Here is a 23,340-nt window from a genome sequence, read left to right as displayed (position 1 = left end):
GATGACCGTTTCCGCCACTGCAACCGCCGAAGTGCTTCTCCCCGTAGAAGAGCCGGCCATTGATCAGGTTCGGGCGATCCGCGATTCCCGCCCGCTTCGCCTCATCACCTGCGGCTCGGTCGACGACGGCAAGTCGACGCTGATCGGCCGCCTGCTCTGGGACACCAAGGCCGTCAAGGAAGACCAGGCCGCGACGCTGGAGCGTGATAGTTCCGGCAAGCAGAACGACCTCGGCCTGCCCGATTTCGCCCTGCTGCTCGACGGCCTCCAGGCCGAGCGCGAACAGGGCATCACCATCGACGTCGCCTATCGCTACTTCTCGACGGACCGCCGCTCGTTCATCGTCGCCGACACGCCCGGCCACGAGCAATATACCCGCAACATGGCGACCGGCGCTTCGACGGCCGACCTTGCCGTTCTGCTGGTCGACGCCCGTGCCGGCATCCTCGAACAGACGCGCCGCCACGCGACCATCGCCTCGCTGATGGGCATCCGGCAGTTCGTGCTCGCCGTCAACAAGATCGACCTGACCAACTACGAGCGCGCCCGTTTCGAGCAGATCACGCACGATTTCAAGGAATTCGCGCTGACGCTCGGTGTCAAGCAGATCACCGCCATTCCGATGTCGGCGCTGAAGGGCGAGAACGTCGTCTATGACGGCAGCGCCGCCATGCCCTGGTATGACGGCCCGACGCTGGTCGAGACGCTGGAGAAGGCCACCACCCGCTCGAACCAGACGGTCGGCTTCCGCCTGCCGGTGCAGCGCGTCTCCCGCCCCGGCGAAAGCTTTCGTGGCTATCAGGGCACGGTTGCCGGCGGCTCGGTGAAGCCGGGCGACAGCGTGGTCATCCTGCCCTCCGGCATGGTGGCGAACGTCACCAAGATCGTCACCTTCGACCTCGTGCGCAACGCCGCCGTCGCGGGCGATGCCATCACGCTGGTGCTCGACCGCCAGGTGGACGTTTCGCGCGGCGACATGATCGTCGCCATCGACAGCCAGCCGATGACCGGCCGCGGTTTTGACGCGCAGCTCGTCGCGCTCCAGCCCGAGGGCATCGAACCCGGCAAGCGTTACTGGCTGAAGAGCGGCTCGCGCCGCCAGCGCGTCAGCGTCGATCCGATAAGCCAGCTCGACCTCAAAACCTCGAAGTGGAGTTCGGCCGAAAAGCTTGGCATGAACGCCATCGGCAAGGTGCATCTCACCTTCGACGAACAGGCGATCTTCGACACCTACGAGCAGAACCGCACGACCGGTGCCTTCATCCTGATCGACCCCGACACCAACAACACGGTGGCCGGCGGCATGATCACCGGACGCCGCTCGGAACTCGGCGGCATCCACAAGGACGACCAGCGCGTGCTGCTCTCCCTGCCGGCCGATCTGGCCGAAAAGATCATGGCGACAGAACTCTTCGCGAGCCGCCGTCAGGACGTGGACGTGCGCCACACCAGTGTCGGCCGGGCGGCGGAAATCCTGGCGGATCTCGACGAATAGGGTTTAGCGCAAGACCCCTCATCCCGCTGCCGCGACCTTCTCCCCGCAAGCGGGGAGAAGGAAAGGGAGGCAAGGGTTTCCCGGACATCCATGGCGGCGCGGCATATCCCTTCTTCCCGCTTGCGGGGAGAAGGTGCCGGCAGGTGGATGAGGGACTGCGTCAGCTTCGAGAACAAAAAAGGGGCCGCTACGGCCCCTTTTTCCTGTGTCGTGCGCTCAGAAGAAGAAGTACCAGAGCAGGAGCACGACGAAAAGCGGAACGCCCATCAACCAGAGGATCAAAGCCCGAGCCATCGAAGTTTCCTTTCCCAAACCGTTGTGTTGACCGGGAAATGGCCGAGGCAGCGAATTGTTCCATCAGCGGTTGGTCAGGGACGCCCTCTCTCCCTCGGCGATCAGCGCGCCTGCGTCTCGAGCCGGCCGGCATCCTCGTCGTTCGGTACCTGCGAAAAGTAGTTCGCGATCAGCGCGCCGGAAATATTGTGCCAGACGCTGAAGATGGCGCTCGGAACGGCGGCGACCGGCGAAAAATGCGCGTTGGCAAGCGCTGCGCCAAGGCCGCTGTTCTGCATGCCGACCTCGATGGCGATCGCCTTGCGCTTGGCGACCGAAAGCCCGGACGCGCGCGCGGCTAGGTAGCCGAGCAAATAGCCGATCCCGTTGTGCAGCACGACGACGGCGAAGATCATCAGGCCCGACGAGGCGATTGCCGCCTTGCTGGCGCCGACGACGGCAGCGACGATGAGCACGATGCCGACGACGCTGACGAGCGGCAGGGCCGGAACCGCCGCCTTTACCATGCCGGGCAGCAGCTTCTGCAGCAGGAAGCCGAGCGCGAGCGGCAGGAGAATGACCTTCACGATGCTGATGAACATGGCCATGGCATCCACCGGCAGGAACTGGCTGGCGAAGAGCCAGACGAGGAAAGGCGTGACGATCGGCGCCGCCAGCGTCGTCACGCTGGTGCAGGCGACGCTGAGCGCGACATCACCCTTCGACAGATAGGTCATGACATTGCTGGACGTGCCGCCCGGGCAGCAGCCGACGAGGATGACGCCCGCGGCGACTTCCGGCGACATGGGGATGATCATGGTCAGGATCACGGCGACGATCGGCATGATAAGGAACTGCGCGGCCACGCCGATGCCGACATCCACCGGGCGCCTGGCGACTTCCTTGAAGTCATCCAGCGACAGCGTCAGGCCCATGCCGAACATGATGATTCCAAGCAGGGTGACGATATAGGGCGTCAGTTGCTTGAACGTATCGGGAAGGACGAAGCCGAGCACGGCGAAAAGAATGACCCAGAGGGCAAAGGTCTTTCCGACAAAGGCGGAAAGAGAGGCGATGGCTTTCACGGTTTTACTCCACGAATTGTTCTTCCGCTCGCCCTACGCCTCGGGGACGAATGTTTCAACCCGCTAAATTTACCGAAAATTACGCCTTCTCTCCACTTCCCGACCGATTCATCTCTCCCGGAATGCCTTGGCGAAATAGTCGGCGAGCGGCTTCACCAGATATTCCAGCGGCGAGCGCTCGGAGGTCTGAATGAAGGTTTCCACCGGCATGCCCGGCATGACGTGCTTGTCGCCGAGCTTGGCCATCTCGCCGCTGTCCGGCTTGATCTCCGCCTTGTAGTAGGTGGCGCCGGTGCGCTGGTCGGCGAGCACGTCGGCGGCGACCTTCGTCACATGGCCGAAGATTTCCGGCGTCGAGCGGTGATCGAAGGCGGCGAAGCGGATATGCGCCTTCTGGCCGATATGGACCTGATCGATCTGCGTCGGCGAGATCTGCGTGGTGATGATGAGGTCCTGCTCCTGCGGGATGATGTAGAGCAGCGGGTCGGCCGGGCGGATGACCGAGCGCAGCGCGTGGACCTGCATGCCGAGCACGACGCCGGCCATCGGCGCGGTGATGTCCATGCGGCTCAGCGTCTCCAGCTTGGCGTTGCGGTTTTCCTTGAGCTCGGCGACCTTCGCCTCGATCTCGCGCAGCGCTGTCGTCGCTTCCTCGCGCACCGTCGAATGGATGTTGAGGATGGCGATCTCGATCTCGGCAACGCGGCCGGCATTTTCCGCGATATTGGCGCGGGCCTGGCTGATCGTGCCGAGGATTTCCGCCTCTTCCCGCTGCAGCGCCAGCACGCGGCTGGCATTGGTCAGCGACTGGGCGAGCAGCTTGTTCTGGGCCTCCAGCTCCTTGCCGATCAGGCCGAGCTGGGTTTCCAGCGCCTTGATGCGGCTTTCCAGGCCCTCGTTCTGCTTGGCGATCTGCGCCTTCTTCTCCTGAAGCTGGCCGGCCTGCTTGCCGCGCGTTTCGGCGCGGGCAGCCATCAGCCGCTTCTGGCCGGCGACGATTTCAGCCGCCTCCGGATCGGTGGCAACGGCCTTGAGCAGTTCGGGATCGAAGCTGATCTCGGTCTTCTCGTCCTGCTCCGCCTGCAGGCGCGCCGCCGTGCCGAGCAGGCTGAAGAGCTGGCCTTCGATGACGGCAAGCTCGGAGCGGTCGAAGGTGTCGTCGAGGCGCATCAGCACGTCGCCCGCCTTCACGGCATCACCTTCCTTGACGCGGATATCGCCGACCACGCCGCCCGTCAGGTGCTGCACGATCTGGCGGTTGCTGGCGACCTCGATGATGCCGCCGGCGACGACCGCGCCGTTGATGCGCGTCAGCGCGGCCCAGGCGCCCATGCCGCCGAGCAGCACGAAGACCGTCGCATAGCCGGCGATCGCGTAACCGCGGCTGGTCCACTTCTTGTCCTTGGCACCCGTTTCCCGAACCATGGCTTCAAAACCCTTACTTGTTGCTGCCGCCGGTGCCGGCGACGACCTGCGTGTGGTTGCGCAGATGCGCCCGCAACACGTCGTCGCGCGGGCCGAAGGCCAGGCGCTGGCCGTTTTCCATGATGAGGATGAGCTCGCACTCCTCGATCGCCGCCGGGCGATGCGCCATGATGACGACGGACTTGCCCTCCGCCTTCATGTTGCGGATGGCAAGGTTGAGCGCCATCGAGCCCTCGGCATCGAGATTGGAATTCGGCTCGTCGAGCACGACCAGCACCGGATCGCCATAGAGCGCGCGGGCGAGGCCGACGCGCTGCTTCTGGCCACCGGAAAGACGTCCGCCCATAGCCGGCAGCTTGGTATCGTAGCCGTCGGGCAGGCGCAGGATCATGTCGTGCGCACCGGCCTTCCTGGCCGCCTCCACCACCTTGACCGGATCGGGATCGAGCGCCATGCGCGCGATGTTTTCCGCCACCGTCCCTTCGAACAGCACGACATCCTGCGGCAGGTAGCCGACATGGTCGGCAAGGCCATCCGTGCCGTACTGTTCCAGCGAGGCGCCGTCGAGGCGCACCTTGCCGGCGGCCGGCGGCCAGATGCCGGTCAGCACGCGGGCGAGCGTCGACTTGCCGGAGGCGCTCTGGCCGATGACGCCGAGCGCCTGGCCCGGATGCAGCTCCAGGTTCAGCATGCGGAGCGTTGCGACCTGCTCGCCGGGCGGCACGACCGTTACCTGCTCGACCTCGAGGACGGCGCGCGGCTTCGGCAGCGCGGTGCGCGCGTCTTCCTCCGGCACGCGCGCGAGCAGCTGGGAAAGGTTGCGCCAGCCCTGCATGGCACGCTGGATGAGCGACCACTGGCCAATCGCACCCTCGATGGGTGCCAGTGCCCGCCCGATGATGATGGAACTTGCGATCATCGCGCCGGCAGTGATCTCGTTCTGCAGCACCAGATAGGCGCCGAGCGCGAGGATCGCCGACTGCAGGAAGACGCGGAAGGTCTTCGAGCTGATGGAATAAAAGCCGTTGCTGTCCGAATAGCGGATGTTGGCCTCGAGCGCCTTGTCGCGCAGGAGCTGCCAGCGGCCGGCCACCGCGCGGCGCATGCCGAGGGCGCGCACCGTGTCGCTCTCTTTCTGCAGCGTCTGGGTCATCTCGTCGCTGAGCCGGCCGGCGATCATCGCCCGCTCCTGGTCTTCCTTCGTGCCGTTCTGGTTGAGCCAGGTGAGCCCGACGAGAATGAGGCCGCCGACGACGCCGAGCATGCCCATCCAGGGATGGAAGGTGAAGATGACGAAGAGGAAGAAAGGCGTCCACGGAATGTCGAAGACCGTAAAGAGCGCGGGCGAGGAGAGCACCTTCTGGATCGAATCGAGATCGCGCATGCCGGTGACGGTGGAAATGCCCTGGGCGTGCAGGTTCGTGCGGTCGAGCACGGCGTTGAAGACGCGCTTGTCGAAGCGGGCCTGGAAGCGGGCGCCGATGCGCGCGGCGACGCGGCTGCGGATATGGTCGAGCACGCCCATGACGAGATAGAGGCCGATGATCAGCCCCGTCAGCGCCACCAGCGTCGCTTCCGAGCGGGAGGAGAGCACCCGGTCGTAGATCTGCAGCATGAAGAGCGGCCCGGTCAGCACGAGCAGGTTCACGAAGAAGCTGAAGAGCCCTATGGCAAGGAAGCCCGCAGCGCTCGACTTCAGCGCGGCTCTGAGTTCCTCTACACCGGCCTTGCCCGATGGACGCATGACAATGTCTCTTTAAAGATCGACGCCGGAGGCTGGCCGATGGGACGACCATCATCCGGGCGGCGAAGGGCCACTCGACCGCTCCGCCGCGACAGGCCGGATGCGGGGGCCGCCCGCATCCTTGCGCGCGTCCTCGTTTGAAGACGGTATAGGGCCCGATTTATTCGCAAATCAACAGAATTCCGATGAAATGATCAAAACATAACCTGAACGGTCACGTTTCCTTGTTCCGTGTCGGCTCGTCCTGCGCATCGCTGCCAATCTCGATCTTGGCGAGAATGAAGAGAACGACGAAACACGCAACGGTCGCAACGACCGCCACGAACCAGTAGCCGAGGCCAACCGAAAGCCCGACGACACCGGCAAGCCACATGCCCGCCCCCGTCGTCAGCCCCCTCACCTCGCCCCGTGAAAACACGATCATGCCCGCGGCCAGGAAGGCGACGCCCGAGGTGACGGCCTCGATGACGCGCAGCGGATCGATGCGCACCTGATCATCGGAAAAACCCGTCATGTGCACGCTTTCGATGGAGAGGATGGCGAAGACGCACGCGGCCAGCGCCACGAGGATATGGGTGCGCAGCCCCGCGGCGTGGGCGCGGTATTCCCGCTCCGCCCCGATCACCGCACCGAGCAGGATCGCCCCCGTCAGGCGGGCGAGGAGCACGGGATAGGGCACCGCTGTGCGCGGAAAGAGGTCGGCGATGATCTGTTCCATGGCGCGCAAACGCAAAAACCGAGCGCCGGTTCCCACCATCCACATGCCCGGAACAAAAAATTCCCGGCCTTCCGGCACTTTCCCCAACAGTGCGAATTTTTTTGATATTTTGCGCTTGTCGAAACGAAAAGCCTGTTCTATAGAGGCGCCGCTGGTCACGGAGTGTAGCGCAGTCTGGTAGCGCACCACGTTCGGGACGTGGGGGTCGAGTGTTCGAATCACTCCACTCCGACCAGCTCGAACCCCTGAAATTCAGGCGGTTCTGACATTCTCCCGAATCCCAAAAAAAAATCCTCCTAAGCCCAGCAGACCGGTCGCAGCATCCCGCGCGGCTTTGCGATCTTCATCAAGATAGGATAACGGTCCGGCTTCGCGAACATTGCCCGGATTCACCGTCGAGGAAGACCATGGCCAAGAAACCCAAGCTCGAGCATTCCGAACTGTCCGGCGAATATACCGAGGACGGCGTCACGGTCCTCGTCGACATCTTCCGCCCGGCCGGAACGCAAGAGGACTGGAAGCTGGAGGTCGTCACGGAGAAGGAAGATCTCTTCGAATGGGACGAGCCCTTCGCCACGGACCGGGAAGCCTTCGACGAATTTCTCGCGACCGTCGCCCGCGACGGCATCCAGTCGTTCCTCGAAGACGACGACGTGCCGACGACGCATTGACGGCAGCCGGCCAACCGCACCCTCCCCAGCGCCGAAAACACCCCACCGCGGTTGCGGGCGGGGCTTTTCCGGCGACGGGCAGGCAAGGCGGGCACGAAAAGCGCACATACGACCAAATTTGTTCTTCCGCTCGTGAATAAGGCTTCTTGCATGAACGTCTTGCCGCCATAAGATGCCATGGACTCACGGCGGGGGCCGATCCGAAGCTGCAACGATGCACGCCGGCGGTGACGATACGCGCCCGAAAACGACAACACACGAACTCTGCTTGAAGGAGTACAGCAATGACGGGAACGGGCAAACTCACCAAGACAGTCACCGCGACGGGATCACAATTCGTCGATTCCGTTCTCAGCGGCTTCGCCTGGGGCGGCACCGGCGTCACCTATGCCTTCCCCACATCGACGAGCAGCTACTCCTATAGCGGCGAGCCCGACAACAATTTCGGGGCCGTCTCGGCCATGCAGAAGAACGCCGCACTCTTCATCATGGAGAAGAGCTTCGGGGGCGGTGCGAATGACGGTTTCTCCGTCGAAGGGTTCACCAACCTGAATTTTTCTGCCGGCACGACCAGCACCGCGATCTTGCGCTTCGCCCAGTCGGACGATGCCAAACCGACCGCCCACGCCTACTACCCGGACACCGGCGCCACCGGCGGCGACATCTGGTTCAGCACGGAATATGCCGGCACCATCAACGATTACCGCACGCCGAAGGCCGGCAACTACGCCTGGCACACGCTCGTCCACGAACTCGGCCATGCGCTCGGCCTGAAGCATGCCCATGAAACCGATACGTTCGGTGCGATCCAGAGCGAATGGAACAGTCCCGAATACTCGGTGATGACCTACAACTCCTTCGTCGGCGACAATGCCAGCGGCTATCAGTACGAAGAGTTCGGCGGTCCGCAGACCTTCATGATGGCCGATATCTACGCGCTGCAGCACATGTATGGCGCGGACTACACGACGAACAAGGGTGCGACCGTCTACAAGTGGAAGCCGGGCAGCGGCGATACCTTCGTCAACGGCAAGGTCGCCATCGATGCCGGCGGCGACCGCATCTTCGCCACGGTCTGGGATGGCGGCGGCACCGACACCTACGACCTCAGCGCCTACAAGACGGGCGTCGAGATCGATCTGCGTCCTGGCGCCTATTCCATGTTCAGCAAGACCCAGCTCGGCTATCTCGGCGGCGGGCCGAACGACGGCTATGCCCGCGGCAACATCTTCAACGCGCTGCTCTTCAACGGCGACCTGCGTTCGCTCATCGAGAACGCCAAGGGCGGCTCGGGCAACGACACGATCCTCGGCAACCAGGGCAAGAACTACCTGATCGGCAATGGCGGCAGCGACACGCTCAAGGGCGCGGCCGGCAATGACAAGCTTGCCGGCGGCACGGGCAACGACACGCTGACCGGCGGCAAGGGCTCGGACATCTTCATCTTCAAGAAGGGTTACGGCCGCGACACGATCACCGACTTCAAGAACAATGTCGACGATATCGACCTGCGCTCCTACAATTTCTCCAGCGTCAACAAGGTGCTGGCCAAGGCCGATCAGGTCGGCAGCGACGTGCATATCGAGCTCGGCGGCAACGACGTCCTGATCCTCAAGAAGTTCAGCCTCAGCAATCTCGACAAGGGCGACTTCCTTCTGTGACACCCGCTGCGCGGGGGCCCGGTGCGCGGGGGCCCGGTGCGAAACCGCCGGGTCCTCTTCGCAGGCGGTTGCCGCCGCACCGCAAACTGTTGCAAATCCGCACGTTTGAGACGTCTTCGCTGGGGACGACGGCAAAGTTGGCGCGGCGGCGATTCCCCTTTTCGGCGCGCTGCGCTATGGCGGTGCCAGGCTCACATTCGCGGCCGCACCAAAGCCCCAAGGAAATGGCACCCATGAACTCCCGCATTGCAATTCTGGCAGGCGTCGCGCTTGCCCTCGCCGGATGCACCACCGTCTCCGTCGCGTCCAACCCGTTGCAGGCCCGCTGGAACGGCAAGACCGCCGGCAGCTTCTTCGCGGCCTATGGCCCGCCGATCTCCGACACGGCCGGCGCGGGCGGCACGACGCTCTACAAGTGGCGCGGCGGCTTCGTGAAGGGCAAGTCCTGCACCGTGGAGCTGGCGGTGAGCGAGGCCTACCGGATCAACACCATCCGCGCCGTCGGCGACCGCGTCGATCCGAAGGGCGGCCCGACCCATTGCGAGAAGGTTCTCGACGCGGCGTCGTAAGCGGCGGCCCGACCAACCCTCTCCAAGGCCGCGCGAAAACGCGGCCTTTTTCTTGGAGCACACCATGGACGAAGACCGCCTCTACCACGACCCGGAGCTTGCCGATTTCTACGACCTGGAAAACGGCTGGGAGCGTTCGCCGGATTTCGCCTGTTGCAAAACACTGGCGGAAGGGGCGGCGAGCGTGCTGGATCTTGGCTGCGGCACGGGCGCGCTTGCCGTTGCACTCGCCGGCGGCCGCACGGTGGTCGGTGTCGATCCGGCCCCGGCCATGCTCGCCATCGCCCGCGGAAAGCCTGGTGCCGAAGGCGTCGACTTCGTCGAGGGCGACGCACGTACGCTGCGGCTCGGCCGCCGCTTCGCGCTGGTCGTGCTGACCGGCCATGCCTTCCAGGTCTTCCTGACGCGGGAAGATCGCGCCGCGGTCCTCGCGACCATCGCCGCGCATCTAGCGCCCGACGGCCGCTTCGTCTTCGACAGCCGCAACCCCGCCTGCCGGGAATGGGAGGAGTGGGGGCCGGAGGCGTCGATGCGCCTCGTCGATCATCCCCGCTTCGGTCCCGTCGCCGCCTGGAACGACGTCGCCCACGATGCCGCGACGGGCATCGTCACCTACGGCACCCACTACGAGATCCGCGCCACCCGAAAACGCCTCTCCGCCGCCTCCCGCATCGCCTTTCCCGAAAAGGCGGAGCTGGAGACGCTTATCGCCGGGGCAGGCCTTCGCGTGGAGCGCTGGCTCGGGGACTGGGAAGGAAACGACTGGCAGCCGGACGCACCGGAACTGATCCCGCTGGGCGGGCTTGCCTAGGCATCTTCGGTGAACATGGGTTCACCGGCAACGCTCTAGCCACCGTTCAGGGCGGGATGACGGGCTGTGGGCGTTCGGAAGGCCGACGCGCGTGCCTGACAACGACGGCGCCCTGCGTGGGACATGCGATGCAGGCGGCCTGTTCAAGACACCCGCCAGGCTTTGCCGGCGGGTGTCTGCTTTCGATCAGTCCAGCAGATCGGCAGGCACCTTGCCGCCGTTTTCGGCGAGGGCCTTCAGCAAGGCCTTGTGCAGCCAGATGTTCATGCTGGCGGAATCGTTCTTGTCGCCGGTATAGCCGAGCTCGTCGGCCAGCTCCTTGCGCTCCTTGAGGCTGGCATCCATGCCGAGGGCCTTCATCATGTCAACGATGGAGCGGCGCCAGTCGAGCTTCTGGCCATTTTTGGCAACGGCCGCGTCGAGGACCGCGGCGACGTCCACCGGCTGGCTCGGCGTGGCGACGGCGGGCTGGCTTCCGGTCGTTTTCGCCACCGTTTCGCTGCCGGCCGCCGGCGTGGCGGAAACATCCGCGGTTGCCGGCTTCACGGCTTCGGCCGTGATGGTTTCCGCCGGCTTTTCCTCTGCCTTGCCGAAAAGCTTTTCCTTGATGGAACTGAAGATACCCATGTCTTGCTCCCTGTTGATCTCTACCGGCTCTGACTCGGCAAGACCAACATAGAGGCGCCGCTCTTCATTTCAATGAAAGCTGCGCATGGAGAGGGAGAAACGATGCGGGTCGCCGGCCTGGCTATCACCAGTCCTGCAGCGCAGATGAATCCATGGGGAAAGCCGTGGCTGGGGCGCCAGGATTCGAACCTGGGAATGCCGGTACCAAAAACCGGTGCCTTACCGCTTGGCGACGCCCCAACACGGCGCAAGCCTGATAGCAAAGGCGGGCGGCATGGACAATGCTTAACTTCCGGTTCGGGGTGATTATTCTCCGGGCGGTACGTGCGAATGGCGACGAACTGCCGCTTGGTGCTTGGCAGGGGCGCGAGGCGGCGATAGGGTCCGGTCGAACGATCGCCTTTCGGCGGGCGTCCGGCACCGGCCGGGCTCTCCCCGCCCTGCCCTTTCCCGTGAGGAGCCCGCCATGCCCCAGTTCCGCGCCCGCCCGCCGGCCGTACCCACCGTTCTCCTCGACGATGCCGTCGTGCGTGTCACGCGCTGGGATTTCGAACCGGGCGCCGATACCGGCCATCATGTGCACGGGCTCGGTTATGTCGTCGTGCCGATGACCGATTGCGACTTCCTGATCGAGGAGGAGACCGGCGACCGGCGGGTGCACACCAAGACGGGCGCCGTCTACCGGCGCGAGGCGGGCGTGGCACACAATGTCGTCAATGGCGGCGACGCGCCGATGAGCTTCATCGAGATCGAATACAAGTGACGACGGCAAGCGACACTGGCCGGGAAGCGCCGCGGTTCGACCTCGAATTCAAGCCCGCCCATGGCGAGGCCGTGCCCGTGGCGACGCGCGTGCAGCGCATCACCGTCAACAATCCGGGCCCCTTCACCTTCCACGGCACCAACAGCTACATCGTCGGCGACCGCTCGGTGGCGGTGATCGACCCCGGCCCCGAGGACGAAGCGCATTTTGCGGCGCTGATGCGGGCACTCGCCGGGCGCGACGTGACCCACATCGCCGTCAGCCATACGCACCGCGACCACTCGCCGCTCGCCCGCCGGCTGAAGGCGGAGACGGGCGCGATCATCGTCGCGGAAGGGCCGCACCGCGCCGCACGGCCGCTGCATGCCGGCGAGAGCAATCCCTTTGCGGAAAGCGCGGACGTGGACTTCGTGCCCGATATCGCGCTTGGCCATGGCGAGAGCGTGGCGGGCGACGGCTGGGCGCTGACGGCACTGCTCACCCCCGGCCATACCGCCAACCATGCCGCCTTCGCGCTCGACGGGCCCGATGGCATCGTTTTTTCCGCCGACCATGTCATGGCCTGGGCGACCACCATCGTGGCGCCGCCGGATGGCGCCATGGCGGACTACATGGCCTCCCTCGAACGGCTTCTGGAGCGCGACGACCGGCTCTACCTGCCCGGCCATGGCGGCCCCGTCACCGAGCCGGCGGCCTTCCTGCGTGGGCTGAGGACCCACCGGCGCATGCGCGAGCGGGCCGTGCGCGAGCGTGTGCGCGCCGGCGACCGGCTGATTGCGGACATGGTGAAGGTGATCTACCGCGAAACCGATCCGCGCCTGCATGGCGCGGCGGCTCTTTCCGTGCTGGCGCATCTAGAGGACCTCGTCGCGCGCGGCGAGGTGGTCACGGAAGGCCCGCCTGCGCTGAAGGGGCTCTATTTCCCCGCCCCCGGCCTCTGAGGTTTTCGACACAGCGGCGGATCGAAGGGCCTCAGTCGCCGGCAATGCCCAGGAGCTCGGCGTCGAGCGCCTTCAGGTAGCCTTCGACCAATTCCGCGCCAATGCCGAGATCGTGCGGGCCGTAACGCGATGCGGCGCGCATGTCGACAAGCGTCGTCTCCGCCTCCTCGCGCAGGCGGATGACAAGATCGAAGCGGAAGCCGAAGACCGGCGAGCGCCACTCCCCCTGCAAGAGAACGTCGCCGGGGCCGCCGATGCGGGGAAGAAGCGGCGTATCCAGCGGGCGCGCCTCGGGGATCGGCACGTCACCCAGCGCTTCCTGGCTCTTGGCCACCTTGGCCGGATCGACGACGAGGTCTTCGAGGTCGGCGAGGATGTTGTCGAGCCCGTCCTCGGCGGTAATGGTAATGCCATAGGCGGCGGCGACCTTGCGCACCCCCTGGTAGACACGGTCGAGCGCGCCGTCGTAACGGCGGCCCGAAAGGCCGGGATAGGCCTCGAGCTGCACCGCGCGGTCGCGCGGGCCGACCGGGCCGATGCGCGGCAGCCAGTCCTGCTCGGCGGCGGGCTCGGCAAGCCAGGGCGGGGCGGCGGCCGTATCCGTCGTCACGTCGTAGAGCGCCGGCTTGTAAAAATAGGCATAGGCGGCAGCACCGGTGAAACCGAGCGGCAGCAGGCAGAGCAGCAGCGCCATCAGCGCCGCCTTGCCGCCGCGCGCGCCGACATGCCAGAGCCGCGCGAGACCGATCGCCGCCAGCAGCATGGCAAGGACGGCCATGGCGGCGGAAAAGCCGGCCAGCGCCAGGAAGTGCGGCGTGGTGAGCGGGCCGAAACGATGCGACAGCACGACGGCGACGAACAGCAGACAGGAAAACAGCGCCATGCGCCGCGCCCAGTGCGCCGCATGCGAAACGGGCCGTTCGTACTGGATCGTGATTGCCATGGCCTCACCGGATGCGCGCGCGGCGCTCGCTGCCGCGTCCTTTTCCTACTGCAAATTTGCCGAAACCGGAATCGATTTAAGACATTGCGGCGTACCGTTCAGGTTCTACGGAAACCTGAAGCACCGCCCACCGCGCCATGCGACCTCCTGGCCGGGGACAACATGCGGCAGAGCGGCAAAAATCCTTGCGTGCCGCAAATTCGCCACGCTCGTTAACGACGGTTTACGAACGGGGGTAGACCAAGGAGCAAGATGATGTTGCCGACGCAGACGGCCGCCGACACCGCTATCACCGCGCCCACGGGCGAACCCGCCCTCCCCCTGGAGCTTCTGGAGCTCGAACTGTCGCTCGACGGCTTTTCCGGCGACGAGGCTGGCTTTGCCGAGGCCGTGCGCACCGCCGCCGGCCAACTGGGCGGTGACTTCCTTTTCGACCTGCCCGCCTCCGGCCTTGCCGAGGATTGCCGGCGCATCGCCGCGCTGCGCGTGCCGCAGGGCGAGGGTGGCGCGCTCGCCGTGGTCTTCGCGCTGCTCGATGCGGAGGGGACCGCCATTCGCGTGGAGGCGCCCGACGAGACGACGAAGGACCTCAAGCGATTCGCCGATGCCTTCGTGGACGTGCTGCAACGCATCTAGGTACAAGGCCGCGACCGGGTCGCCACTGCGCTTCGGGATCCTGACTGCACGACTGCCATTGCCGCAAGGCGGCTGCACCCTCGCGCACGGCCGGCTTGGGGACGGCCCCGGCGCCCTCCGCCCGGGTGGAGATTGCCGGAAGCCCTTGCCGCGGCGCGCCGACGGGCCTATCCATGGCGCGCAACAGTTCGCCGGAGCCCGCATGCCCAAGATGCTTCTTCGTTTCGCCGCCCTCGCCGCCACCGCCCTTTTCCTCGCCGGCTGCCAGACGGCTGCCGAAGTGCGCGCCAATGACGAGGCCAAGTGCCGGTCCTACGGTTTTCGCCCGGGCACGGACGCCTTTGCCGAATGCCTGCAGCGTATCGAGCTCGACCGGCGCGCGGACTTCCGCGCGGCGCGCCTGCAATCTCCGATGTGGGATCGGCCGACCTATATCTATGTGCCCGTTCGGCGGCGCTAGAGCCTTTCCAGCCGAAGCGAGACACAGCACAGCGGTCGTCAGGCCTTGCCGTTGAACGCCGCCTGCGCTGCGGCAAGCCGGGCGATCGGCACGCGGAAGGGCGAACAGGAGACATAGTCGAGCCCGGCCTCCTCGCAGAAATGGATCGAGGCCGGGTCGCCGCCATGCTCACCGCAGATGCCGAGCTTCAGGTCGTTGCGCGTGCTCCGGCCGCGCTCGGCGGCGATGCGGATGAGCTCGCCCACCCCGTCGAAGTCAAGCTGCACGAACGGGTCCTGCTCGACGATGCCCTTCTGGATATAGGTCGACAGGAACGCCGAGGCGTCGTCGCGTGAAATGCCGAAGGTCGTCTGCGTCAGGTCGTTGGTGCCGAAGGAGAAGAACTCGGCCGATTCGGCGATGACATGGGCGCGAAGGGCGGCGCGCGGCAGCTCGATCATCGTCCCGACGAGATAGTCGATGGCGACGCCGGTTTCCGCGATCACCGCCTTGGCGACCGCCTCGATGCGGGCCTTGACGTAATCCAGCTCCGCCTTGAGGCCGACGAGCGGCACCATGATCTCCGGCTCGACGGCCGCACCGGTCGTCTTGGCCGCCTCCGCGGCGGCCTCGAAGATGGCGCGCGCCTGCATCTCGGCGATTTCCGGATAGGAGATGGCGAGGCGGCAGCCGCGGTGGCCGAGCATGGGATTGAACTCGTGCAGCGTATCGACGCGCCGGCGCAGCGCCGCCTCCTCGATGGCAAGGGCGGTCGCCACTTCGGCGATCTCCTCGTCGCTCTTCGGCAGGAACTCGTGCAACGGCGGATCGAGCAGGCGGATCGTCACCGGCAGACCGTGCATGATCTCGAACAGTTCGGCGAAATCGGAGCGCTGCATGGGCAGGAGTTTCGCCAGCGAGGCGCGGCGACCGGCTTCATCCTCGGCGAGAATCATCTCGCGCATCACATTGATGCGGCTGCCTTCGAAGAACATGTGCTCGGTGCGGCAGAGGCCGATGCCCTCCGCGCCGAAGGAGCGCGCCGCGCGGGCATCCGCCGGCGTCTCGGCATTGGTGCGCACCTTCATGCGGCGCGTGCGGTCGGCCCACTCCATGATGCGGCCGAAATCGCCCGACAGTTCCGGCTGGAGCATGGGGATCTCGCCCTTCAGCACCTGGCCGGAGGAGCCATCGATGGTGATGACGTCGCCCTTCTTCAGCGTCACGCCATGGGCGACGAGAAGCTCGTTGCGCAGATCGACGCGCAGCGTGCCCGCGCCGGACACGCACGGCGTGCCCATGCCGCGGGCGACGACGGCCGCATGGCTGGTCATACCGCCGCGGGTGGTGAGGATGCCTTCGGCGGCATGCATGCCGTGAATGTCTTCCGGGCTCGTCTCGATGCGCACGAGAATGACCCTGCGGCCCTCCTCCTGCGCCGCGACGGCGTCTTCCGAGGTGAAGACGATCGCGCCGGTCGCCGCGCCCGGCGAAGCCGGCAGGCCGGAGCCGATGACGTCGCGCCGTGCGCGCGGATCGATGGTCGGGTGCAGAAGCTGGTCGAGCGAGGCGGGATCGATGCGCGCGACGGCTTCGCCCTCGCTGATCAGGCCTTCCGTCGCCATGTCGACGGCGATCTTCAGCGCGGCCTTGGCCGTGCGCTTGCCCGAGCGGGTCTGCAGCATCCAGAGCTTGCCGCGCTCGATGGTGAATTCGAGGTCCTGCATGTCGCGGTAATGCCGCTCCAGCCGGTCGCAGATGCCGCGGAACTCGGCAAAGGCCTCCGGCATCAGCTTTTCAAGCGACGGACGGTCGGAGCCGGAGGCGATGCGCGCCTCCTCGGTGATGTTCTGCGGCGTGCGGATGCCGGCGACGACATCCTCGCCCTGGGCATTGACGAGGAATTCGCCGTAGAGCTTGTTCTCGCCCGTCGAGGGGTTGCGCGTGAAGGCGACGCCCGTGGCGGAGGAATTGCCGAGATTGCCGAAGACCATGGCCTGAACATTCACGGCCGTGCCCCAGACGGCGGGAATGTTGTGCAGCGTGCGATAGGTCACCGCGCGCGCGTTCATCCAGCTCGCGAAGACGGCGCCGATCGCGCCCCAAAGCTGGACTTCAGGATCCTGCGGGAACGCTTCGCCCAGCTCCTCCTCGATCGTCTCCTTGTAGCGGGCGATAACGTGCTGCCATTCGACGGCCGAGAGCTCGGTATCCTGCTCGTGCCCGAGCCGGCCCTTCTCGTCCTCCAGGATCTCCTCGAAGACCTCGTGGTCGAGCCCCATGACGACGTCGCCATACATCTGGATGAAGCGGCGGTAGCTGTCCCAGGCAAAACGCGCATCGCCGGCATCATGGCCAAGCGCCTCCACCGTGCGGTCGTTGAGACCGAGGTTAAGGACCGTGTCCATCATGCCCGGCATGGAGGCGCGCGCACCGGAGCGCACGGAAAGCAGCAACGGCTTCGTCATGTCGCCGAAGAGGCGGCCGGTGATGCCCTCCATCTGGCGAAGCGCAGTGCGGACCTGGTCCTTCAGATCGTCCGGCAGCCGGCGGCCGTTGTCGTAATAGTGGTTGCAGGCGGAGGTGACGATGGTGAGCCCGGGCGGCACCGGCAGGCCGAGATTGCACATTTCGGCGAGGTTCGCGCCCTTGCCGCCGAGCGTGTTGCGATCGCCCGCGCTGCCTTCGGCGCGGCCTCCCCCAAAGGTATAGACCCACTTGTTCATGCACGCCTCCCCATATGCGTCCTGACAATCTACATGAACTGCATCTTGTTGAAAACGCGGCATGACGCGTTTTTTGTTGCAACGCATCAAATTTGCGACGGCAATGCAACATTACGAGAGCCAAATAAAAGCCGTGCCCCAGCGGGAACACGGCTTGAGCAATTCCAACAAAGAGCGGGGCGCCTTTGCCGGAACTGCGGCGAAAGAACTGCGGGAGTGTTTTCGCATCTCGAAGACGGCGGACAAGCCCCGGTGAAAAAACGGCTTCAATTCCCCTCGATGGAAAGCCCCTGCTGGTCCAGACGGATCTCGACGCCGTCAGGCTTCTTCTCCTGCTGCCAGGCATAATAGGAAAACCCGGCCACCACGACGACGAGGGCGCCGATGATCATGTAAAGTGCGTCTCTGCTCACGTTTGATCCCCAATTGCACAAGATCCTGCGGGAACGGCAGGCGCTGTTCAATGCATGAGAGGGGTGTTTGTTCCGCTGCGTCACCGTCCAAAAAGAGGAACGGCTACGACGCCTCGCGCAGCTGCTCGGCCGTCTGCAGGTCGACGGAGACGAGCTGGGAGACGCCCTGTTCGGCCATGGTGACGCCGAAGAGGCGGTTCATGCGGGCCATGGTGATGGGATTGTGCGTGATGATGACGAAACGGGTCTCGGTGGAGGCCGCCATCTCGTCCATGAGGTTGCAGTAGCGCTCGACATTGTGGTCGTCGAGCGGGGCGTCCACCTCGTCGAGCACGCAGATCGGCGCCGGATTGGTGAGGAAGACGGCGAAGATCAGGGCCATGGCCGTCAGCGCCTGCTCACCGCCGGAGAGCAGCGTCATGGTCTGCGGCTTCTTGCCCGGCGGGCGGGCGAGGATTTCGAGGCCGGCATCGAGCGGGTCGTCGCTCTCGATGAGCTGAAGCTCGGCCGTGCCGCCGCCGAAGAGATGAGTGAAGAGGCGCTGGAACTGCACGTTGACCACGTCGAAGGCGGCCAAAAGCCGCTCGCGGCCTTCGCGGTTGAGGCTCTGGATCGCCGAGCGCAGCTTGCGGATCGCCTCGATGATGTCCTCGCGTTCGGCGACGAGCGCCTCGAGCTTTTCGGTCAGCTCCCGCTGCTCCTCCTCGGCACGCAGGTTCACCGCGCCGAGCCGTTCGCGCTCCATCTTCAGGCGATCGAGATCCCGTTCGCGCTCGCGCGGATCGGGCAGCGGGCTGCCGGCGGGATGGCCGGTCAGCCGCAGGGCCTCGTGCGGGGCGCAGTTCAGCGCCTCGCGGATGCGCGCCTCGCCCTCGACGCGGCGCTCGCGGGCGGAGACGAGGCGTTCTTCCGTACGGCCCCGGATCTCGCGGGATTCGGCAAGCTGCGAGAGCGCGGTGGCGGCCGTGCGGTCGGCCTCGCGCTGGCGGTTTTCCGCCTCCTGCAGGGCATCGGCGGCCTCGCGGCGGGCAGCCTCGGCATTGCTGAGGCCGGTCAGGAGTTCGCGGCGCTTGTCCTCGATCTCGTCGGGCGCCTCGGCCAGCTCCTCCATCTCCTCATGCGCCTCGGCTTCGCGCTCGCGCAGGGTGGCGATATGGTTCTCGGCATTGGCGGCGCGGCTCCGCCATGTCTCGCGCTCGGCAGAGATCGACATCAGGCGCCGGCGGCGATCGGCCATTTCGCGGGCAAGCCCGTCATGGCCGGCGCGCGCTTCGGCCAGCGTCGCCCGGTCGGTCGCGACATCCATCGTGTGGGCGCGAAGGCGCAGGTCGAGATCGGCAAGATCGGGCGCCTCCTCCAGCGCCGCACGGGCATCCTCCAGCGAGACGGCGGCCTCTTCCACCTGTGCCTCGATCTGCGCGCCGGTTTCGAAGAGCACCGCCCTGCGGCGGATGAGATCACCGGAGGCCCGTTCGGCCGCCTCCAGCCCCTCGCGTGCCTCGGCAAGGGCGCGGGTGGCGGTGCGCTGGGCCTCGCGCGCCTGCTGCTGGCGCTGCGTTTCGGCACGGATGGTCTCGCCGGCACGCGAAAGGTCGGCTTCCGCACCGCCGAGCGCGGCGCGCGCGTCTTCCATCTCGGCTTCGAGCTCGGCAAGGCGGTTCTTCTGTTCGAGGCGGAGCGCGGCGGCGCTCGGCGCATCGGCACCGGTGACATGGCCGTCCCAGCGGAAGACCGCGCCCTCGCGGGTGACGAGCCGCTGGCCGGCCTTGAGCTGCGGCAACAGGGACAGCCCCTCCTCCGCGCTGCCGGCAATACCGATCTGGGAAAGGCGGCGGCCCAGCACGTCGGGCGCACGGACATGATCGATCAGCGCCGGCACGCCCTTCGGCAGGGGCGCGTCGCCGGATGCGTCGCCGGACAGGCGCCAATGAACGGGGGCCGAGTTGTCAGCGGGCGAATCGAGGTCGTCGCCAAGCGCCGCGCCGAGCGCCGTCTCATAGCCGCGGTCGACGTCGACCGCCTCGACGACCGGCGGGAAGGAGCCACCGGTGCTGCCGGCCTCCAGCATGCGCCGGATCGTGCGGGCTTCCGTCTCGATGCCGGCAAGCCGGGCGCGGGCGGTATCGACCGGACCGCGCAGGGCGGATTCGGCAAAACGCGCCTCCTCCAGTGCCTCTTCGACGGCGACGAGCATTTCGCCGGCCGCCTCGAGCACCTCCTCGGCGGACTGCACGGCTGCGCGGCGTTCTTCCGGGTCGGGCAGCGCGGCGATGCGGGCGTCCATCTCCTCGAGTTCACGCGCCTGGGCGGCGTGCTGCTGGCCGAGGCGCAGATGACGTTCGGCAAGGTCGCGAATCGCCTTTTCAAGCTGGTTGCGCGAGGCCTGCGCTTCGGCGCGCTCGGCGGTGACAGAGGCAAGCGCGGCCTCGCTGCCGGAAAGTTTCGCGGCCGCAGCGTCCATCGTCTCGCGGGCGCCGACGGTGCGCTCGTCGGCCTCGGCGAGGATCTCGGCGATCTCGTCTTCCTCGGCGGTCAGGCGTTCCAGCACGGCGGCATTGTCGGCCACCATGCGTTCCTCGCGGATGATGTCCTCGGCAAGCTGGGCAAGCCGGCGTGTCAGCTCGTCACGCCGGCGCAACAGCCGGGCGGAATCCTCTTCGAGCTGCGCGCGGGCGATCTGCAGGCGCTGCAACGCGGCGGCGAGTTTTGCCTCGTTCTCGCGCAGCTCCGGCAATTTGAGGCTGGCGACAGCCTGCTCCTTGGCCGCCTGCATCTGGGCATTGGCGCGCTCGGCAACGAGCGAGGTTGCCTGGTTGAGCTGGCTGTCGGCCTCGGCCTCGGCTTCTTTCGCCTGCGCCCAGCGGATGTGCAGCAACATCGCCTCATGGCGGCGGATATCGGCGGAAAGCGCCTTGAAGCGGTTCGCCTGGCGCGACTGGCGCTTCAGGCTCTCGATCTGGCTTTCGAGCTGCGAGGTGACGTCGTCGAGCCGTTCGAGGTTGGTTTCGGCGGCGCGCAGGCGCAGCTCCGCTTCGTGGCGGCGCGAATGCAGGCCCGAAATGCCGGCCGCCTCTTCGAGCAGCTGGCGGCGCGCCTGTGGCTTGGCCTGTATGAGTTCGCCGATGCGGCCCTGCCCGACCATGGAGGGCGAGCGGGCACCGGTGGAGGCGTCGGCAAAGAGCAGCTGCACATCCTTGGCGCGCGCTTCCTTGCCGTTGATGCGGTAGATCGAGCCGTTCTCGCGCTCGATACGGCGGGACACCTGGATCTCGTCCTCGCCGTTGAAGGCGGCGGGGGCCGTGCGGTCGGAATTGTCGAGATAGAGGCCGACTTCGGCGGTGTTGCGCGCCGGGCGGTTGCCGGAGCCGGAGAAGATGACGTCGTCCATGCCGGACGCGCGCATGTTCTTGTAGGAATTCTCCCCCATCACCCAGCGCAGCGCCTCGACGAGGTTCGACTTGCCGCAGCCGTTCGGCCCGACGACGCCGGTCAGGCCCCGCTCGATGATGAATTCGGTGGGTTCTACGAAGGATTTGAAGCCGAGCAGGCGGAGTTTGGTGAATTTCATGCGGCGCACCTGCGCGGGATGCCCCTCACCTGCCTGCCGGCATCCTCTCCCCGCAAGCGGGGCGAGGAACGATGGGCTCGCCGTATCCCTCCTTCTCCCCGCCTGCGGGGAGAAGGTCCCGACATGGGGATGAGGGGCAACGCAGTCTGATCAATCACAATGCAAAAAGCGGGCGCACGGCTTCCGCCGTCGCCCGCCAGAAATCCGGTCGAAGGGTCAGAGCATGCTGTCGATGAGGGCCGACATGGTGTCAACCGACATGTCCCCCGAATAGCGCTTGCCGTTGATCAGGAAGGTCGGCGTCGCCGCGATGCCGAATTCCTTGGCGCCGCGTTCGCGCACCGCATTCACATCATCCAGAAGCTTCTGGTTCGTCAAGCAGGCCTGGAAGCTCTCCTGTGTAAAACCGGCGAGTTTCGACATCTGCAGCAGCGCCTCGCGGCCATCCTGCGCTGCGGCCCAGGTTTCCTGCTGCTTCATCAGCATGGAGATCATCGGGAAGTACTGCGAGGCGTCCGAAAGCTCGGCCGGGTTCTGCGGCTTGCAGCGCGCCAGCATGAAGGCGGCGGCCGCGCGCGGGTCGAACGGGAACTCGCGCATGACGAAGCGGACCTTGCCGCTGTCGACATACTTCGTCTTGATCGCGTCGAAGGTGTTGTTGTGGAAGGCAGCGCAATGCGGGCAGGTCGTCGACATGTATTCGACGATGGTGACCGGGGCATTGGCTTCGCCGAGCGCCATTTCCGGCAGCGCGCCGGGCTTCATCACTTCCGCCATGTCCACGTCGCCGTCGGCGGTGGGCACCTCGACGGACTTCGCCTCGGCGGCCGGCGCCTGGGCGGTCTCGGTCGTCGTGGTCGTCGTCGTTCCGGAGGAGGTGGCCGGCGTCGAGCTTGCGCTTTCGCCCGTCGTCGTCTGGCTGGTTTCAGGAGCCTTGGCGGTCTCCTCCTTCTTCTCGTCGGAGCAGGCAGCCAGCGTCACGGCGAGCGCCGCAACGGCAACGCCGGTCGCGAGGCGCTTCATCAGGCTCATTTCGGAAAGGGACATGGTCTCTCCTGTCGGGGATGGGAATTCTCGGATCCGTTGACGCAAGTCCCAAGGAGGCTGCTTCGCGCATTCCCCGGAATTGCTATGGGCACTCCCGTTATACCTGCTTTGGGGCGGGAACAAGCGGAGTTAAGGCAAGTAACTTCAAAGAATTGTGACCGTTCGATGGTCGAAAGCGAGGCTTTCGGCCGCACTAGCGGCGCCGGCCGAGCACGGCCGTGCCGAGCCGTTTCAGCGCCGCCTTCAGGGCATCGCCCTCGATGCCGTCGACGAGGTCGTCGAGATGGCGGGCGGCCGCGCCGGTCAAAGGGCGCGGCTTCGGCCGGCGGTTGGCATGGGGGCTGACCGGCTTCTGCACGATCTTCATCTGGTTCACGGCCGGAAAGCCGAAGAAGCCGTTGATGCGCTGGATGATTTCGCCCTGCTGGTGGCTGAGGAAGAGCGCGCGGGCGCCCTCGCAGGCGATCGTCAGCACGCCCGGCTGGTGGCCGCCGCCCTCGCCCGCCATTTCGGAGGCGCGGCGCGGCCAGGTGATACGCTCCGGTCGCGTGCATTCGGCAAATTCCGCGCCCGCGATCTCGTCCCACGAGCCGAGCAGCATGGTGTTGATGCCGGCGCGTTTTGCCAGCACCGGGTCGATGAGGCCGTTGGCCACTTCACTGATCTGGACGACGCCTCGCCGATAGCCGCGCCGGGGCGCCTTGCTGGTGTTCACTTGCCTGCTCCCGATCGGGAAAATATTCCTGTTACGGCGAAAAATCGACTTGAAGATCGCCGCCTGCTTC

At 66.0% G+C, this 23,340-nt stretch carries 21 protein-coding genes and 2 tRNA genes; 11 read left to right on the top strand and 12 right to left on the bottom strand.

All coding sequences use genetic code 11. The features are described 5' to 3' along the window. Position 1 precedes the first annotated feature (1 nt). The gene (gene cysN, locus AKG11_RS07865) at positions 2-1,495 is read left to right on the top strand and encodes a sulfate adenylyltransferase subunit CysN (protein WP_050743481.1); all 1,494 of its coding nucleotides are present in this window, start codon (positions 2-4) and stop codon (positions 1,493-1,495) included. Between the two features lie 395 nt (positions 1,496-1,890). Here the strand turns inward: cysN and AKG11_RS07860 are convergent, their stop codons facing one another. The 4 genes from AKG11_RS07860 to AKG11_RS07845 form a co-directional block, all read right to left on the bottom strand. After that, positions 1,891-2,853, bottom strand: a complete 963-nt coding sequence (locus AKG11_RS07860) for a bile acid:sodium symporter family protein (protein WP_050743480.1) — start codon at positions 2,851-2,853, stop codon at positions 1,891-1,893. A 108-nt stretch (positions 2,854-2,961) separates the two neighbouring features. Further along, positions 2,962-4,278: an HlyD family type I secretion periplasmic adaptor subunit gene (locus AKG11_RS07855; RefSeq protein ID WP_023517090.1), complete on the bottom strand. Its 1,317-nt coding sequence runs from the start codon at positions 4,276-4,278 to the stop codon at positions 2,962-2,964. Between the two features lie 13 nt (positions 4,279-4,291). Further along, entirely contained in the window at positions 4,292-6,022 is a 1,731-nt protein-coding gene (locus AKG11_RS07850) for a type I secretion system permease/ATPase (protein WP_023517089.1), read from the bottom strand. Between the two features lie 214 nt (positions 6,023-6,236). Next, the gene (locus tag AKG11_RS07845; RefSeq protein WP_050743479.1) at positions 6,237-6,740 is read right to left on the bottom strand and encodes an MgtC/SapB family protein; all 504 of its coding nucleotides are present in this window, start codon (positions 6,738-6,740) and stop codon (positions 6,237-6,239) included. Positions 6,741-6,898: 158 nt separating this feature from the next. On the opposite strand from AKG11_RS07845, the gene AKG11_RS07840 reads away from it, so the two are divergent. The 5 genes from AKG11_RS07840 to AKG11_RS07820 all read left to right on the top strand — a co-directional run bounded on the left by AKG11_RS07840 (position 6,899) and on the right by AKG11_RS07820 (position 10,452). After that, positions 6,899-6,975, top strand: a tRNA-Pro gene (locus tag AKG11_RS07840). A 172-nt stretch (positions 6,976-7,147) separates the two neighbouring features. After that, positions 7,148-7,411 carry a hypothetical protein gene (locus AKG11_RS07835; RefSeq protein WP_023514766.1) on the top strand — a complete coding sequence of 88 codons (264 nt, stop codon included), beginning with the start codon at positions 7,148-7,150 and terminating at the stop codon, positions 7,409-7,411. Positions 7,412-7,695: 284 nt separating this feature from the next. Next, positions 7,696-9,072 (top strand): M10 family metallopeptidase, encoded by a 1,377-nt coding sequence (locus AKG11_RS07830; RefSeq protein WP_023514765.1) that lies wholly within the window; start codon positions 7,696-7,698, stop codon positions 9,070-9,072. Between the two features lie 233 nt (positions 9,073-9,305). Next, complete coding sequence (locus AKG11_RS07825) at positions 9,306-9,641, top strand: hypothetical protein (RefSeq protein WP_023514764.1); 336 nt, start codon at positions 9,306-9,308, stop codon at positions 9,639-9,641. 64 nt (positions 9,642-9,705) lie between these two features. Next, positions 9,706-10,452 carry a class I SAM-dependent methyltransferase gene (locus tag AKG11_RS07820; RefSeq protein ID WP_050743478.1) on the top strand — a complete coding sequence of 249 codons (747 nt, stop codon included), beginning with the start codon at positions 9,706-9,708 and terminating at the stop codon, positions 10,450-10,452. 186 nt (positions 10,453-10,638) lie between these two features. Here AKG11_RS07820 and AKG11_RS07815 read toward each other — a convergent pair whose 3' ends face one another. Both AKG11_RS07815 and AKG11_RS07810 read right to left on the bottom strand, forming a co-directional pair. Continuing rightward, entirely contained in the window at positions 10,639-11,079 is a 441-nt protein-coding gene (locus AKG11_RS07815) for a DUF3597 domain-containing protein (protein ID WP_024271220.1), read from the bottom strand. Between the two features lie 165 nt (positions 11,080-11,244). After that, positions 11,245-11,319 (bottom strand) — tRNA-Gln (locus AKG11_RS07810). 226 nt (positions 11,320-11,545) lie between these two features. On the opposite strand from AKG11_RS07810, the gene AKG11_RS07805 reads away from it, so the two are divergent. Both AKG11_RS07805 and AKG11_RS07800 read left to right on the top strand, forming a co-directional pair. Further along, positions 11,546-11,842: a cupin domain-containing protein gene (locus AKG11_RS07805; RefSeq protein ID WP_023517389.1), complete on the top strand. Its 297-nt coding sequence runs from the start codon at positions 11,546-11,548 to the stop codon at positions 11,840-11,842. Continuing rightward, positions 11,839-12,783, top strand: a complete 945-nt coding sequence (locus AKG11_RS07800) for an MBL fold metallo-hydrolase (RefSeq protein WP_050743477.1) — start codon at positions 11,839-11,841, stop codon at positions 12,781-12,783. The genes AKG11_RS07805 and AKG11_RS07800 overlap by 4 nt, the downstream gene beginning before the upstream one ends. Positions 12,784-12,814: 31 nt before the next feature. On the opposite strand, the gene AKG11_RS07795 is transcribed toward AKG11_RS07800, so the two are convergent. Continuing rightward, positions 12,815-13,720 (bottom strand): DUF1499 domain-containing protein, encoded by a 906-nt coding sequence (locus AKG11_RS07795; protein ID WP_050743591.1) that lies wholly within the window; start codon positions 13,718-13,720, stop codon positions 12,815-12,817. Positions 13,721-13,978: 258 nt separating this feature from the next. Here AKG11_RS07795 and AKG11_RS07790 point away from each other — a divergent pair, with 258 nt between their 5' ends. Then, on the top strand, positions 13,979-14,362 hold the full coding sequence (locus AKG11_RS07790) for a hypothetical protein (RefSeq protein WP_088016479.1): 384 nt from the start codon (positions 13,979-13,981) through the stop codon (positions 14,360-14,362). Between the two features lie 202 nt (positions 14,363-14,564). After that, complete coding sequence (locus AKG11_RS07785; RefSeq protein ID WP_023516954.1) at positions 14,565-14,822, top strand: hypothetical protein; 258 nt, start codon at positions 14,565-14,567, stop codon at positions 14,820-14,822. Between the two features lie 38 nt (positions 14,823-14,860). Here the strand turns inward: AKG11_RS07785 and ppdK are convergent, their stop codons facing one another. Next, complete coding sequence (ppdK, locus tag AKG11_RS07780) at positions 14,861-17,527, bottom strand: pyruvate, phosphate dikinase (protein ID WP_023516955.1); 2,667 nt, start codon at positions 17,525-17,527, stop codon at positions 14,861-14,863. Between the two features lie 61 nt (positions 17,528-17,588). Between ppdK and AKG11_RS07775 the strand changes: the two genes are divergently transcribed. After that, on the top strand, positions 17,589-17,783 hold the full coding sequence (locus AKG11_RS07775) for a hypothetical protein (protein ID WP_050743476.1): 195 nt from the start codon (positions 17,589-17,591) through the stop codon (positions 17,781-17,783). A 10-nt stretch (positions 17,784-17,793) separates the two neighbouring features. Here AKG11_RS07775 and AKG11_RS35095 read toward each other — a convergent pair whose 3' ends face one another. The 4 genes from AKG11_RS35095 to AKG11_RS07760 all read right to left on the bottom strand — a co-directional run bounded on the left by AKG11_RS35095 (position 17,794) and on the right by AKG11_RS07760 (position 23,270). Next, positions 17,794-17,940: a hypothetical protein gene (locus AKG11_RS35095; RefSeq protein ID WP_037408656.1), complete on the bottom strand. Its 147-nt coding sequence runs from the start codon at positions 17,938-17,940 to the stop codon at positions 17,794-17,796. Between the two features lie 103 nt (positions 17,941-18,043). Continuing rightward, positions 18,044-21,508 (bottom strand): chromosome segregation SMC family protein, encoded by a 3,465-nt coding sequence (locus AKG11_RS07770; protein ID WP_050743475.1) that lies wholly within the window; start codon positions 21,506-21,508, stop codon positions 18,044-18,046. A gap of 216 nt (positions 21,509-21,724) precedes the next feature. Beyond that, positions 21,725-22,555 carry a DsbA family protein gene (locus AKG11_RS07765; RefSeq protein ID WP_050743474.1) on the bottom strand — a complete coding sequence of 277 codons (831 nt, stop codon included), beginning with the start codon at positions 22,553-22,555 and terminating at the stop codon, positions 21,725-21,727. A 193-nt stretch (positions 22,556-22,748) separates the two neighbouring features. Continuing rightward, complete coding sequence (locus AKG11_RS07760; RefSeq protein ID WP_023516536.1) at positions 22,749-23,270, bottom strand: DUF721 domain-containing protein; 522 nt, start codon at positions 23,268-23,270, stop codon at positions 22,749-22,751. Between the last annotated feature and the right edge of the window lie 70 nt (positions 23,271-23,340).

Source organism: Shinella sp. SUS2 (assembly GCF_001262505.1).
Classification (GTDB): Bacteria; Pseudomonadota; Alphaproteobacteria; order Rhizobiales; family Rhizobiaceae; genus Shinella.
Note: the sequence above shows the minus strand (reverse complement) of the source record. Positions and strands in the feature narration are given on the sequence as shown.

Bases quoted from the DNA above. Each gene is read 5' to 3' on its own strand.
- cysN (WP_050743481.1), top strand. From the start codon at position 2: ATGACCGTTTCCGCCACTGCAACCGCCGAAGTGCTTCTCCCCGTAGAA.
- AKG11_RS07775 (WP_050743476.1), top strand. From the start codon at position 17,589: ATGACGCGTTTTTTGTTGCAACGCATCAAATTTGCGACGGCAATGCAA.
- AKG11_RS07815 (WP_024271220.1), bottom strand. From the start codon at position 11,079: ATGGGTATCTTCAGTTCCATCAAGGAAAAGCTTTTCGGCAAGGCAGAG.
- AKG11_RS07770 (WP_050743475.1), bottom strand. From the start codon at position 21,508: ATGAAATTCACCAAACTCCGCCTGCTCGGCTTCAAATCCTTCGTAGAA.
- AKG11_RS07785 (WP_023516954.1), top strand. From the start codon at position 14,565: ATGCCCAAGATGCTTCTTCGTTTCGCCGCCCTCGCCGCCACCGCCCTT.
- AKG11_RS07805 (WP_023517389.1), top strand. From the start codon at position 11,546: ATGCCCCAGTTCCGCGCCCGCCCGCCGGCCGTACCCACCGTTCTCCTC.
- AKG11_RS07765 (WP_050743474.1), bottom strand. From the start codon at position 22,555: ATGTCCCTTTCCGAAATGAGCCTGATGAAGCGCCTCGCGACCGGCGTT.
- AKG11_RS07835 (WP_023514766.1), top strand. From the start codon at position 7,148: ATGGCCAAGAAACCCAAGCTCGAGCATTCCGAACTGTCCGGCGAATAT.
- AKG11_RS07830 (WP_023514765.1), top strand. From the start codon at position 7,696: ATGACGGGAACGGGCAAACTCACCAAGACAGTCACCGCGACGGGATCA.
- AKG11_RS07790 (WP_088016479.1), top strand. From the start codon at position 13,979: ATGATGTTGCCGACGCAGACGGCCGCCGACACCGCTATCACCGCGCCC.
- AKG11_RS07850 (WP_023517089.1), bottom strand. From the start codon at position 6,022: ATGCGTCCATCGGGCAAGGCCGGTGTAGAGGAACTCAGAGCCGCGCTG.
- AKG11_RS07845 (WP_050743479.1), bottom strand. From the start codon at position 6,740: ATGGAACAGATCATCGCCGACCTCTTTCCGCGCACAGCGGTGCCCTAT.
- AKG11_RS07825 (WP_023514764.1), top strand. From the start codon at position 9,306: ATGAACTCCCGCATTGCAATTCTGGCAGGCGTCGCGCTTGCCCTCGCC.
- ppdK (WP_023516955.1), bottom strand. From the start codon at position 17,527: ATGAACAAGTGGGTCTATACCTTTGGGGGAGGCCGCGCCGAAGGCAGC.
- AKG11_RS07820 (WP_050743478.1), top strand. From the start codon at position 9,706: ATGGACGAAGACCGCCTCTACCACGACCCGGAGCTTGCCGATTTCTAC.
- AKG11_RS07855 (WP_023517090.1), bottom strand. From the start codon at position 4,278: ATGGTTCGGGAAACGGGTGCCAAGGACAAGAAGTGGACCAGCCGCGGT.